Annotated in this window: 10 protein-coding genes and 1 riboswitch; all 10 genes read left to right on the forward strand. The window is 70.8% G+C overall.

The window, feature by feature from the left end; all coding sequences use genetic code 11:
• The coding region (locus tag BST11_RS13730; RefSeq protein ID WP_083138499.1) for a S8 family serine peptidase at window positions 1-1261 on the forward strand (1261 nt) is incomplete at its 5' end.
• Between the two features lie 19 nt (window positions 1262-1280).
• Window positions 1281-2483: a type VII secretion protein EccE gene (eccE, locus tag BST11_RS13735; protein ID WP_083138500.1), complete on the forward strand. Its 1203-nt coding sequence runs from the start codon at window positions 1281-1283 to the stop codon at window positions 2481-2483.
• A complete protein-coding gene (gene eccA, locus BST11_RS13740; protein ID WP_083138501.1) occupies window positions 2480-4312 on the forward strand; it encodes a type VII secretion AAA-ATPase EccA in 1833 nt (610 codons plus the stop codon). The genes eccE and eccA overlap by 4 nt, the downstream gene beginning before the upstream one ends.
• A 94-nt stretch (window positions 4313-4406) precedes the next feature.
• Window positions 4407-4582, forward strand: a riboswitch (M-box (ykoK) riboswitch).
• A gap of 407 nt (window positions 4583-4989) precedes the next feature.
• On the forward strand, window positions 4990-6192 hold the full coding sequence (locus BST11_RS13750) for a PPE family protein (protein WP_083138502.1): 1203 nt from the start codon (window positions 4990-4992) through the stop codon (window positions 6190-6192).
• 443 nt (window positions 6193-6635) lie between these two features.
• Window positions 6636-7844 carry a PPE family protein gene (locus BST11_RS13755; protein ID WP_083138549.1) on the forward strand — a complete coding sequence of 403 codons (1209 nt, stop codon included), beginning with the start codon at window positions 6636-6638 and terminating at the stop codon, window positions 7842-7844.
• A 23-nt stretch (window positions 7845-7867) separates the two neighbouring features.
• Window positions 7868-9241 (forward strand): PPE family protein, encoded by a 1374-nt coding sequence (locus BST11_RS13760; RefSeq protein WP_264010235.1) that lies wholly within the window; start codon window positions 7868-7870, stop codon window positions 9239-9241.
• Complete coding sequence (locus tag BST11_RS13765; protein WP_083138503.1) at window positions 9238-9564, forward strand: DUF732 domain-containing protein; 327 nt, start codon at window positions 9238-9240, stop codon at window positions 9562-9564. Before BST11_RS13760 ends, BST11_RS13765 begins: the two co-directional genes overlap by 4 nt.
• Window positions 9565-9945: 381 nt before the next feature.
• The gene (locus BST11_RS13770; RefSeq protein ID WP_083138504.1) at window positions 9946-11253 is read left to right on the forward strand and encodes a PPE family protein; all 1308 of its coding nucleotides are present in this window, start codon (window positions 9946-9948) and stop codon (window positions 11251-11253) included.
• Window positions 11254-11258: 5 nt separating this feature from the next.
• A complete protein-coding gene (locus BST11_RS13775) occupies window positions 11259-12707 on the forward strand; it encodes a PPE family protein (RefSeq protein ID WP_083138505.1) in 1449 nt (482 codons plus the stop codon).
• Window positions 12704-13027, forward strand: a complete 324-nt coding sequence (locus tag BST11_RS13780; RefSeq protein WP_067318721.1) for a DUF732 domain-containing protein — start codon at window positions 12704-12706, stop codon at window positions 13025-13027. The genes BST11_RS13775 and BST11_RS13780 overlap by 4 nt, the downstream gene beginning before the upstream one ends.
• Window positions 13028-13058 lie beyond the last annotated feature (31 nt).

The raw sequence follows: 13058 nt of genomic DNA on the forward strand, positions 1-13058 counted from the left end.
GCCCCAGACGGTGACCTTGTCGCCGCTGCCCCAGACGGTGACGATGGTGCCCCCGCCGCCGGAGTCTCCGCCGCCCGGACCGTTCGGGCCGGCCCCCGCGCCGCCGCCGCCCGCGGCACCCGGGCCGGGCCAGGCCCCGTCGGCCAACCACGGCGGGCCGGGGACGGTGACGATCCCGAGCTACTCCGGTGGCCGGCGGGTCGTCGGTGTCGACAGCCCGCAGGCGCCGCGGCCCCTCGACCCACCCAAACCGCCACCGGCGCCGCCCACGGCGGCGCCCCCCGACGCCTACAGCGGAATCGCCCCGGACGTCGACATCATCTCGATCCGCCAGTCCAGCCAGGCCTTCGGCCTCAAGGACGCCTACACCGGCGACGAGGACCCCCAGACGCGGGCCAAGATCGACGACGTCGAGACCATGGCGCGGGCGATCGTGCACGCCGCCAACATGGGCGCGACCGTCATCAACATCTCCGATGTGACCTGCATGAGCGCGCGCAACGTCGTCGACCAACGCGCGCTGGGCGCCGCGGTGCGCTACGCGGCCGTCGACAAGAACGTCGTCATCGTGGCGGCCGCCGGCGACACCAGCAAGAAGGACTGCAAGCAGAACCCGGCCTACGACCCCATGCAGCCCAAGGACCCCCGGGGCTGGAGCGGGGTCACCACCGTGGTGACGCCGTCGTGGTTCAGCGACTACGTCCTGACGGTCGGCGCGGTCGACACCGACGGCCGGCCGCTCACCCAGAACGGCGGGCAGGGCTCGTCCAGCGTCGCCGGGCCGTGGCTGGGCATCGCCGCGCCGGGCACCGACGTCATCGGGCTGTCCCCCCGCGACGACGGCTTGATCAACGCCATCGACGGCCCGGACAACACCCTGCTGGTTCCCGCCGGCACCAGCTTCGCCACCGCGATCGTGTCCGGGGTGGCCGCCCTGGTGCGCGCCAAGTACCCCCAGCTATCGGCGTATCAGATCATCAACCGGTTGGAGCGCACCGCCAGGGCGCCGGCGCGCGGGGTGGACAACCAGGTCGGCCACGGTGTCATCGACCCGGTGGCGGCGCTGACCTGGGACGTGCCCGAGGGCCCAGCGAAGCCGCCGCAGCAGCTGTCGGCGCCGCTGAACCTGCCGAAAGCGACCCCCCACCGCGATATGGTGCCAGTATGGGTGGCAGCCGGAGGGTTGACCGCAGCTCTGCTGATCGGCGGCGCCGTGTTCGGCATAGCGATGTTCATCAAACGGACACGCAAGCAGCAATGAGGTCGGAGCAGCAATAGCAATGAAGGCTCAGCGCAGGTTTGGACTGTCGTTGTCGTGGCCGCGGGTCACCACGGTGTTTCTGGTCGACGTGCTCATCATGCTGGTGGCCAGCCACTGCCCGGAGTCGTGGCAGGGCGAACACCGGATCGCGTTTTGGGTGGGCGTCGGCCTCGCGGCGTTGGTGACGCTGTTGTCGCTGGTCACCCACCACGGGCTGACGGTGACCTCCGGCCTGGCCACGTGGCTGTGGGACTGGTCGGCCGATCCGGGCACCGCGCTCACGGCGGGCTGCACGCCCGCGATCGATCATCAGCGCCGCTTCGGGCGCGACACGGTCGGCGTGCGCCAGTACGAGGGCCATCTGGTGACGGCGATCGCGGTGGACGGCGGCGACGACGACTCCGGACGCCACCGGCACCGCACCCTGGCGGCCGTACTGCCGGTGAACGCGGTCGCGGATGGCTTGCGCCAGTTCGACATTCATCTCGACGGCATCGACATCGTGTCGATGAAGGTGCGTCGCGGCGGCCCCGAAGGCCGGGCCGCCGAAAAGTCCAAGCTGGACGACTGGGGACCCGAGGAGTGGGGGGTGGTGAGCGACGAGCCCACCTCCTTCGTGCGCCGCACGTGGCTGGTGCTGCGGATGAACCCGCAGCGCAACGTCGCGGCCGTCGCGGCGCGCGATTCGCTCGCCTCGACATTGGTGGCGGCCACCGAGCGGCTCGCCCAGGACCTCGACGGCCACAACTGTGCTGCCCGGCCGTTGACGGCCGACGAGCTCGCCGAGGTCGACAGCGCCGTGCTGGCCGACCTGGAACCGACCTGGAGCCGCCCCGGCTGGCGGCACCTCAAGCACTTCAACGGGTTCGCCGCCAGCTTCTGGATGACGCCGTCGGACATCACCACCGAGACCCTCGAGGACCTGTTGACGCCGGACGTGGGCGCCGCGGTGATCACGATCCGGCTCCTCACCCGCGGCGGCCGGCCACACCTGTCCGCCTGGGTGCGCTACCACAGCGACCGCCGGCTGCCCCGAAGCGTGTGGTCCGGACTCAACCGGCTCACCGGCCGGCAATTGGCGGCGGTGCGCGCCAGCCTGCCCGTCCCGGCCGCCCGCCCGCTCTTGACCGTGCCCAGCCGCCCGCTGCTCGACGACGATGACCTCGTGCTCTCGGTCGGTCAGGTCCGGGAGGGCGCGGCGAGCGCGCCCGCAGCACAATGACGCGCCCCCAATCGACCGCCGAAGACGCCCGCAACGCCATGGTCGCGGGACTGCTGGCGTCGGGCATTTCGGTGAACGGACTGCAGCCCAGCCACAACCCGCAGGTGGCCGCGCAGATGTTCAACACCGCGACGGCGCTGGATCCGACGATGTGCGACGCGTGGCTGGCGCGGATGCTCGCGGGCGACCAGAGCCTCGACGTGCTCGCCGGCGCGTGGGCGTCGGTGCGGACGTTCGGCTGGGAAACCCGCCGCCTCGGGGTCACGGACCTGCAGTTTCGGCCCGAGGTCTCCGACGGGTTGTTCCTGCGCCTGGCCGTCACCAGCGTGGAGTCGCTGGCGTGCGCCTACGCCGCCGTGCTTGCCGAGGCGAAGCGCTACGAGGAGGCGGCCAAGCTGCTCGACGGCGTGGAGCCGCGCCACCCCTTCGACGAGGAACTGGTCAACTACGTGCGGGGCGTGCTGTACTTCCGCACCGGGCGCTGGCCCGACGTGCTCCTGCAATTCCCCGAGGGAAAGACCTGGCGGCATCCCGAACTCAAGGCCGCCGGCGCGGCGATGGCGACGACCGCGCTGGCGTCGCTGGGGGTGTTCGAGGAGGCCTTCCGGCGCGGCCAGGACGCGGTCGAGGGGGACCGCGTGCCGGGCGCGGCCAACATCGCCCTGTACACCCAGGGCATGTGCCTGCGGCACGTCGGCCGCGAGGAGGAGGCCGTCGAGCTGCTGCGGCGGGTGTACTCGCGCGACCCCAAGTTCGGCCCGGCGCGCGAGGCCCTGGACAACCCGAACTACCGGCTGGTGCTCACCGATCCCGAGACGATCGAGGCCCGCACCGACCCGTGGGATCCGGACAGCGCGCCGAGCCGCGCGCAGACCGAGGCCGCCCGCCACGCCCAGGAGGCCGCCAAGTACCTGGCCGAGGGCGACGCCGAGCTCAACGCGATGCTGGGCATGGAACGGGCCAAGCGCGAAATCAAGCTGATCAAGTCGACCACCAAGGTGAACCTCGCCCGGGCCAAGATGGGCCTGCCGGTGCCGGTGACGTCGCGCCACACCCTGCTGCTGGGGCCGCCCGGGACGGGCAAGACCTCGGTGGCGCGGGCCTTCACCAAGCAGTTGTGCGGGCTCACGGTGCTGCGCAAGCCTCTGGTGGTGGAGACCAGCCGCACCAAGCTGCTGGGCCGCTACATGGCCGACGCCGAGAAGAACACCGAGGAGATGCTCGAGGGCGCGCTGGGCGGGGCGGTCTTCTTCGACGAGATGCACACCCTGCACGAGACGGGCTACCACCAGGGCGACCCGTACGGCAACGCGATCATCAACACGCTGCTGCTGTACATGGAGAACCACCGCGACGAGCTGGTGGTCTTCGGGGCCGGTTACGCCAAGGCCATGGACAAGATGCTCGAGGTGAATCAGGGTCTGCGGCGGCGCTTTTCGACGGTGATCGAGTTCTTCAGCTACACCCCGGAAGAGCTGGTCGCGCTGACCAAACTGATGGGCCGGGAGAACGAGGACCTCATCACCGACGAGGCGGCCGACGCCTTGCTGCCGTCGTACACCAAGTTCTACGTCGACGAGAGCTACTCCGAAGACGGCGACCTGATCCGCGGCATCGACACCCTGGGCAATGCCGGCTTCGTGCGCAACGTGGTGGAAAAGGCGCGCGACCACCGGAGTTTCCGCCTGGACGACGAGGACCTCGACGCGGTGCTGGCCAGCGATCTCAGCGATTTCAGTGAGGCCCAGCTGCTCCGGTTCAAGGAGCTGACCCGCGAGGACCTCGCCGAGGGCCTGCGCGCGGCGGTGGCGGAGAAAAAGACGACGTGAGAAGGCCGGGTTGGCCCGGTTCATCCCAAACCCGTTGCAAGCCTGTGGGACTTCGGCTTGACTGCCTCGGGCTGGGGTGCCACGATGGCCTGTGCAAGCACCTCGCTAGGTGAGGCGTCTGCACGGATACAGGCCACTGACCTCGAACGTCGAAAGACGCCCAGGGTCAGGACAGCTCCTCCCGGATTAAGGGTTGAGCCCAAGTGGCTTCCAGCTCCATCGAGCCGGATACGCCGTGTGGTGCCAAAGCTCTGACGAGAGGGGTGTCGCGCCCGGATGTATTTCCGGGTCCTTCTCCCCGTGTGCAGGTAGACGGCATCCCCGTGTGCCCAGGCCGTGAGGAGGTGAGAGCGAAATGAGTCCCGACGATAGTCCGTATTCCAGATCGACCATTTCGTTTCGATCCGAACCCGGCCGCTTTCTGACAGTCTGAACGGTCCGTTCCGACAGGTCTCGCCCGCGCGCGTCCTGCGTGCGTGAATTCCCCGGAAAGTAGCCAGAACTCGCCGGTAACCCGGGTTCGGGTCCCTTCCGTGAGGAGCCGCTCCGATGTCGTTTGTTATCGCGCGCCCGGCAGCACCTGCCGCGCAGATCCAGGTATCCGCCCTGGGCGCAACACAATTCAGCGCGCCGGCGATGGCCGTCGCGATCGCGACCAGCTAGGGGGAGGGCTGACGATGACCGCCGCACTGGACTTCGCAACGCTGCCGCCCGAAGTGAATTCCGCCCGCATGTACTCGGGCGCGGGTTCGGGACCGATGCTGGCCGCCGCATCGGCATGGCACGGGCTGGCCGCCGAATTGCGTTCCACCGCATTGTCTTACGGTTCGGCGCTGTCGGAGTTGACCGGCGAAGAATGGTACGGCCCGGCGTCGGCGGCGATGTCGGCCGCCGTCGCGCCGTACGTGACGTGGCTGGGCACGACCGCCCAGCTGGCCCAGCAGGCCGCCACCCAGGCCGAGGCGGCCGCGGCCGCGTACGAGGCGGCGTTCGCGGCGACCGTGCCACCGCCGGTGATCGCGGCCAACCGCGTCCAGCTGATGGCGCTGATCGCCACCAACATCCTGGGCCAGAACACCCCGGCGATCGCGGCCACCGAGGCCCAGTACGCGGAGATGTGGGCCCAGGACGCGGCCGCCATGTACGGCTACGCCGCGTCCTCGGCGATCGCCACGCAGTTGAGCGAGTTCACGGGTCCACCGCAGACCACCAGCCCCGGCGGACTGGCCGCGCAGTCGGCCGCGGTCACGCAGGCCGGCGGCACGGCGGCGGGCTCCGAGCAGTCGACGCTGTCGCAGGTGATGTCGGCGATACCCACGACCCTGCAGGGCCTCGCGTCGTCGCCCGCATCCGCGGCGGCCCAGCCGTCCGGGCTGCTCGGCGCGCTCGGGTCGGGCTCCACGGGAAGCGACATCTGGTCCGTGTTACAGCCCAATTCGAATTTCTGGAACACCATCTCCTCGACCGGGCTCGGTATGGCGCCGGTTACGGCGCTCGCCCCGTTGATGGGGTTGAGCTCCGGCGCGGCGAGCGCCGGGGTGTCCGGCAGCGCGTTCGGGCAGGCCGTGACGGGCGCGCTGGCGGGCCCGCTGGGCGGTGCGGGCGGGCTCGGCGGGCTCGGCGGCACCGTGTCGGCGGGTTTCGGCAAGGCCGCCTCCATCGGCGCCCTGTCGGCGCCGCCGAGCTGGGCCACGGCCGCACCGCTGCACGGCCCGCTCGCGTCGGCGCTGGGCGGCACGCCGATGACGCCGCCCCCGGCCGGGGCGGCCGGCATGCCCGGGGTGCCCGTCGGGCCCATGGGCACGCAGGCGTACGGGCGCGCCGTCCCGCAGTACGGCTTCCGTCCCACGTTCGTCACCCGGCCGCCGGCGGCCGGGTAGCGCGCCGGGATCTCCTCCGCCGCAGGGTCGTTGGCGCGCTGGCCGCGGATTTGGCTGCCCGCGTGCTTAATTGCACAGATCAACATTCGCACAGGGTGTCTTTTCGTGCGGGAGTGCTCCGAAATGCCGTCGCACGCCGGGCATCCCGGCGGGTGCGTGCCGCCTCCCGTCATGCACATGAATTTCCATCGCCGAATCAGACGCCAATCTGATGGATTTCATATGAACCACACAAAGTTAACAGCCAGCCCACAGGTCCGTGATTAGCATCGGGGCCATCTAAGGAACGGAGGGAATGCGTACGGCCACCGACTCGTCGGCGGGTTCCTCGCACATGGCTATCAGGGAGGAAGTCCATGTCTTTTTTTGCCGCCGAAGGGGTTTCGATGCCGGACGTCGACGCGCTGTCGCGTCGACACTAATCGGAGACGACTGGCGTGTTTGTGGATTTCGGGGCGCTTCCGCCCGAGATCAACTCCGGTCGGATGTTCGCCGGCCCGGGGTCGGGACCGATGCTGGCCGCCGCGGCGGCCTGGGATGCGTTGGCCGCCGAATTGCACTCCACCGCAGCCTCCTACGGGACCACGGTCGACGGGCTGGCCGTCGGGCCCTGGCACGGCCCGGCGTCGGCGGCGATGGTGAGCGCCGCCAAACCGTACGTGGCGTGGATGACGGCGACGGCGACGCAGGCGGAGCAGGCGGCCCTGCAGGCCAAGGCCGCCGCGGCCGCCTACGAGGCCGCGTTCGCGGCGACCGTCCCCCCGCCGGTGATCGAAGCCAACCGCAGCCTGCTGATGGCGCTGGTGGCCACCAACATTTTCGGCCAGAACACCCCGGCGATCGCGGCCACCGAGGCGCACTACGCCGAGATGTGGGCCCAGGACGCCGTGGCGATGTATGCCTACGCCGCGTCCTCGGCGGCCGCCACGCGGCTGACCCCGTTCGCCGAGCCGCCGCAGACGACCAACCCGGCCGCGGCCGTGGCGTCCGTAGCAGACATACCGTCGCAGCTGTCGCCGCTGATCAATGCGGTGCCCACCGCGCTGCAAAGCCTGGGGACGACAGCCCCCGCGGCCGCGACCCCGGCGGCGTCGATCATCGAGGCCATCTATCCCGTCGTGGCGAATATCCGGCCATTTTTCGCGGCCGTCACGGGCGCTTACAGCCCGATTGGGGGGATCATTCTGCCCGGGGGCTGGTGGCTGTTTGCCCTGCAGAACCTCGGCCTCGCGCAGAACGCGCCGGGTGTCGCCCAAATGCTCAGCGGCACCACGGGCATTACCGGAGCGCTGGCCCCGCTGCGCACCGGATACGTCTCGATGGTGACCCCCGAGCCGGGAAGCGGCGCGGTGGCGGGGTCGATGGGCCGCGCCACCCTGGTCGGGTCGCTGTCGGTTCCGCAGGGCTGGGTCACGGCCGCCCCGGTGATGCGGACGGTCGCGTCGGTCCTGCCGGGGGCGAGTCTGGGGGCCGCCCCTGCTGCCGGGTCACCGGGCGCGCTGTTCGGCGAAATGGCCGCGGCGAGCCTGGCCGGGCGCGCGTTGGCGGGCACCGCGGTGCGCACCGCCGGCGCTGGCGGCACGGCCGCGGGTGCCGCGGTGGCGGAGGACGTCGCGACCAGCGCCACGATCATTGTGATTCCGGCGGATTAAATGGCGGATTCCGAGGTGCCGCAGTGACTTTCGCGAGTTCGGCCTTTCAGCCGCCGGAGATCACCTCCGGGGAGATCTACACCGGTCCGGGCGCCGGGCCCATGTTGGCGGCGGCCGCCGCCTGGGATGCCTTGGCCAGCGAATTGCAGTCCGCGGCGGCGTCTTACGGCTCAGTCGTCGAAAGCCTGGCCGCCGACGCGTGGACCGGTCCGTCGTCGGTCGCCATGGCGACCGCGGCGGCGCCCTATGTGGCGTGGATGTCGGCCACCTCGGCGCAGGCCCGGGCCGCGGCCGGGCAGGCCAGGGCGGCTGCGAGCGCCTTCGAGACCGCGTTCGCCTCGGTGGTGCCGCCGCCGGAGATCGCGGCGAACCGTACCCAACTGGCAGCGCTGGTGGCGACCAACGTTTTCGGGCAGAACACCGCGGCCATCGCGGCCACCGAGACCGAGTACGGGGAGATGTGGGCACAGGACACCGCCGCGATGCTCGGCTACGCCGGCTCGTCGGCGGCCGCGTCCCGGCTGACGCCGTTCACCGAGCCGCCGCCGACCACCGGCGCGTCCGGGCTCGCCGCGCAGGCGACCGCGCTGGGCCAGGCAAGCGGTGCCAACGCGGCGGCGGCCTTCCCGTTCGACATCGTCACGCAGTTGCTGGAGGCGATCGGCAACGCCTCCCGCGGTTACATGGAATTCTGGGGCCAGCTTCTCAACAACGTGACGGGATCACCACTAGCGGCGCAGACATGGGAGCTCACGTTCGGGATCCTCGCCGACGCCGGCCGGTTCAGCACCGTGGCCAACGACAGCATGAGCCCGGTCAACCTGGGCATGACCGAGTTCAAGATGTTCTGGACGCCGCCGGCCGCGGCCGTCGATATCCCGAGGTCGGCGCTGGGAGCCGGGCTGGGGTTGCGGTCGGCCGGGCTGACCGGCGCGGTGTCGGCGAGCGCGGGCGAGGCGAACGTGGTGGGCAGGCTGTCGGTGCCGCCGAGTTGGGCGTCGGCGGCCCCGGCGATCAGGATGGCCACCAGCGCGCTGCCGGCGACCAGCCTGGCGGCCGCCCCGGCGGGCATCCCCGGCAGCCTGGTGGGCCAAATGGCGCTGGGCGCCATGACCGGGGGCGCGCTGGGCAGCGCCGCCCCGCAGGTCCTCAGCGGCAGCGGCGCCCGCGCCCGCGCCGCCGGAAGCAAGGGCGCCGGCGAGCCCGTCAAGCTCGACCAGGTCATCGCCCGGCTGCAGAAGGAACCGGACGCGGTGCAGCACTGGAACGTCGACAAGGCGGGGCTCGACGCCCTGCTCGACCGGTTGTCGAAGAAACCCGGCATCCACGCGGTGCACGTGTCCGGTGGCGACAAGCCGAAGGTCACTCCGCCCGGCGCGCAATCGAGGGCGCCGTGAAACGTCTGCTGGCGCTGGCCGGCGCCGTCGCCGCGATCGGGCTGGCGGCCCCCGCGCACGCCGAGCCCGACGGCCCCGGCCAAGACGACACCGCCTTCCTGGCCGCCCTGGATCATGCCGGGTTCACCTATAGCAGCCCCGGCCAGGTCATCGCGTCCGCCAAGGCGGCATGCGGGATGATGAGCAAGGGTGAAACCGGGTTGCAGGTCGTCCACGACATCAAGGACCAAAACCCCGGGATGACGATGGACGGTGCGGCCCGATTCGCCGCGATCGTGGCGAACACCTACTGCCCGGAGCACCTGACCCCGAAGGGCCATTGACCGCGTTTTCGCGCCGCAACGACAACGGCTGCTTTTCGGCCATACTATTTTCTTGCCGATCGTGGGACACGCGCATTAATCCCTGCCTAAACTATTTAAAGGTAAGCGTCAATTCTGATGCGTCGCTGATTCCCGGCTGTCAACCCGCTGGAAATTGAGCTCACACGCAATACCAGGGCCCGGAGCGGATTTTCACAGCGCTCACCAGGGGAAAGAGAGATGTCTTTTACGTCTCGATTACCTTCCGGGAACGTCCCTCGAACATTTCCCGCCAGAATGGTCGCTAAGCGGCGCGATTCCTATGACGCATTTGCGCTAGACGTCCGAATTTTCAATTTGCATGTGACGGAAAGTCGCGCGCGCTGTCGGGGAGGGGAGCAGATGTTCGATTTCGGTGCGCTACCACCGGAGCTCAACTCCGGCCGGATGTACGCCGGTCCCGGGTCGGGGCCGCTGCTGGCGGCCGCCGCGGCGTGGGATGACCTGGCGGCCGAACTGCAGGCGGCGGCGGCCACCTACGGCTCCACGATCGAGAGCCTCGCGGCCGGGCCGTGGACGGGCCCCTCCGCCGTCGCGATGGCGGGTGCGGCCGCGCCCTACGTGGCGTGGATGGGCGCGGCGAGCGCCCAGGCCGAGGAGGCGGCCGGCCAGGCCAAGCTCGCCGCCGGCGCCTACGAGGCGGCGTTCACGGCCACGGTGCCCCCTCCGGTGATCGCCGCCAACCGCGCGCTGCTGATGGCGTTGATCGCCACCAACTTCCTGGGCCAGAACACCCCGGCGATCGCCGCCACCGAGGCGCAGTACATGGAGATGTGGGCCCAGGATGCCGCCGCGATGTACGCCTACGCGGCCGCCTCGGCGACGGCGTCGCGGCTGACGCCGTTCACCGAGCCGCCGCAGACCACCAACGCCGCGGCCGCGCCGCTGCAGGCGGCGGCGGTCTCGCAGTCCGGCGGCACCAGCGGGTTGAACATCGGCGCCCAGCTGTCTCAGCTGATCGACTCGTTGCCGACCGCGCTGCAAAGCCTCGGCGGCGGCCTGCTGAACTCGCCGACGACGTCGGGCAACCTGCTGGCGGGGCTGCAGCTGCCGCAACTGGCCGACCTGCCGCCGCTGTCCGGCGTGCCGGCGGGTCTGGGAACCGACCTCTCGAACTGGAACACCATTTGGGGGGGCCTCACCGGCACGTACTCCCTGCAGGGCTTGAGCGCGATACCCGGCGGCCCCTTCCTGTCGTTCGGGCAGGCCTACGCGTGGGGGCAAAACGGCCAGGGGGCCGCGGCCTACCTGGCGGGTCCCAAGGCCATCAGCGGGGCGTTGGCGCCGCTGACGCAAGGCGCCGTGACACCGACGCTGAGTGCCGCGGTCGGGGCGCCGGTGTCGGGCGCCATGGGCAAAGCGGCCCTGGTGGGAAGCATGTCGGTGCCGCAGGGCTGGACCGAGGCCGCACCGGCGATCCGAACGCTCGCCCAGGCGCTGCCCGCCAACGTCACGGCCCTGCCCGCGGCCTGGCTCGCCGACGAGGGCGGCGTCTTCGGTCAGATGGCCCTGTCGAGCCTGGCCGGACGCGCGGTGGGGGCCGCCGCGGCGTTCCAGTCCGGCGGCGGCGCCGCAGCCGGCTCGCTGGGCGGCGTCGTCGAGGGCGGCCCCGCCGCCACGATCATCGTCATCCCCGCTTTGGAGGACTGAAAGCGATGTTCTACGCAGCGTTTCCGCCGGAATTCAACTCGGGCAGGATCTACGCGGGTCCCGGCGCGGGGCCGCTGCGGGACGCCGCGGCGGCCTGGCAGGGGCTGGCCGGCGAGCTACAGTCCGCGGTGTCCTCGTATTCGTCGGTCATCGACGCCCTGACCGGCTCTTCGTGGCTGGGCCCGTCGTCGATCGGCATGGTCGCCGCGGTCACGCCGTATCTGGCGTGGATGCAAGGCGTCGCGGGCCAGGCCGCCGAGGCCGCCGCCCAGGCCACCGCGGCGGCAACCGCCTACGAGACCGCGTTCGCCGCGCACGTCCCGCCGGCGGTGATCGCGGCCAACCGCACCCAACTGGCCCAGCTGGTGGCCACCAACGTCTTCGGGCAGAACACCCCGGCGATCGCGGCCACCGAGATCCAGTACGCCGAAATGTGGGCCCAGGACGCGCTGGCCATGGACAGCTACGCCAGTTCGTCGGCGACCGCGTCCGACCTCGGCCCGTTCACCCCGGCCCCGCCGATCGGCAACGGCGGCGGGTCCGCCGGCCAGGCGGCGGCGCTGACCCAGGCCGCCGCCACGTCGGCCGGCAGCGCGCAGTCGGCCGTCTCGTCGCTGTCGTCGCTGCCCGACCCCGTGTCGTGGCTGCTGCAGACCGGCGCGAACCTCAGCAACTCCTACACCGCCACCGTCACCGGCCTGTTGAACGGCCTCTTCGGCGCCAACGGTGCGTCGACGTTCGCGGCCCTGTACTCGGCGGTGAAGGTCCCACTCGGATTCACCACGCAGTTCAACGACATCGGGCTGCTGATCAACTTCCCGCTGTCGCAGGTCCTCAAGTTCGCCCCGCCGGCGGGCTACGCCGCGCTCCCCAAAGACGCGCTGGGCGCCGGGCTGGGCGCGCTGGGATTCGGCCGCGGCACGCTGTACGACGCCGTGTCCGCGGGGATGGGAAACGCCGGCACGCTGGTCGGGAAGCTTTCTGTCCCGCCGAGCTGGGCCACGGCCACCCCGGCCATCAGGACGGTCGCGGATGCGCTGTCGGCCGCCGGGCCGGACGCGGTGCCGGCGGCCGCGCTCGGCGAGGGTGGGCTGCTCGGCGCGATGTCGCTGGCGGGGATGCTCGGCAGCGCCGTGGGCGCCGGGGCTCCCAGCGTGGTGGGCCGCTCCGGCGTGCGCGGCCGCATCGCGCCGCTCAAGGACCTCAAAGACGCCAACTCCCCGGAACACCTGAAGCGGGTGGTTGCCCAGATATCGGAAAAGCCCGAAACCGTGCAGCACCACAACGTCGACCAGGAAGGTCTCGACGCGCTGCTCGAGCAGCTGGCCCGCAAGCCCGGCATCCACGCGGTGCACCTGCGACAGGGAGACAAGTTACAAGACAAGTTACAAGTCGCGCCATTGGAGCGTAATTCGGTTGGTGCGCAACGCTATTGGGAGGGTGATAAGTCATGAGACTCGCACTGACGACGATTGGGATCGCCGCGCTGATCGGCCTCGCCGCGCCGGCCCACGCCGACCCGGCACCGCCCGCGGCGGGTGACGACGCCGGCTTTCTCGCCACGCTGCACCGGGTCGGCATCGGCTACGCCAGCCCCGATGCGGCCGTCGCGTCGGCCAAAGCGGTCTGCACGTGCCTGAACAACGGCGAGTCCGGCCTGGAACTTGTCCAGGACGTGAAGACCCACAACCCCGGATTCGACCTGGAGGGCGCCTCCCACTTCGCGGTGATCGCCGCGAAATACTACTGTCCCCAACAACTTTCGAAGGCGTAACAACCGCAACGCCCCGAGCGCGCGTGCCGGT

It is taken from the genome of Mycobacterium alsense, assembly GCF_002086635.1.
Lineage (GTDB): Bacteria > Actinomycetota > Actinomycetes > Mycobacteriales > Mycobacteriaceae > Mycobacterium > Mycobacterium alsense.

Coding starts and splice junctions, on each gene's coding strand:
- BST11_RS13750 (WP_083138502.1), top strand. CDS start 4,990: ATGACCGCCGCACTGGACTTCGCAACGCTGCCGCCCGAAGTGAATTCC.
- BST11_RS13770 (WP_083138504.1), top strand. CDS start 9,946: ATGTTCGATTTCGGTGCGCTACCACCGGAGCTCAACTCCGGCCGGATG.
- eccA (WP_083138501.1), top strand. CDS start 2,480: ATGACGCGCCCCCAATCGACCGCCGAAGACGCCCGCAACGCCATGGTC.
- eccE (WP_083138500.1), top strand. CDS start 1,281: ATGAAGGCTCAGCGCAGGTTTGGACTGTCGTTGTCGTGGCCGCGGGTC.
- BST11_RS13775 (WP_083138505.1), top strand. CDS start 11,259: ATGTTCTACGCAGCGTTTCCGCCGGAATTCAACTCGGGCAGGATCTAC.
- BST11_RS13780 (WP_067318721.1), top strand. CDS start 12,704: ATGAGACTCGCACTGACGACGATTGGGATCGCCGCGCTGATCGGCCTC.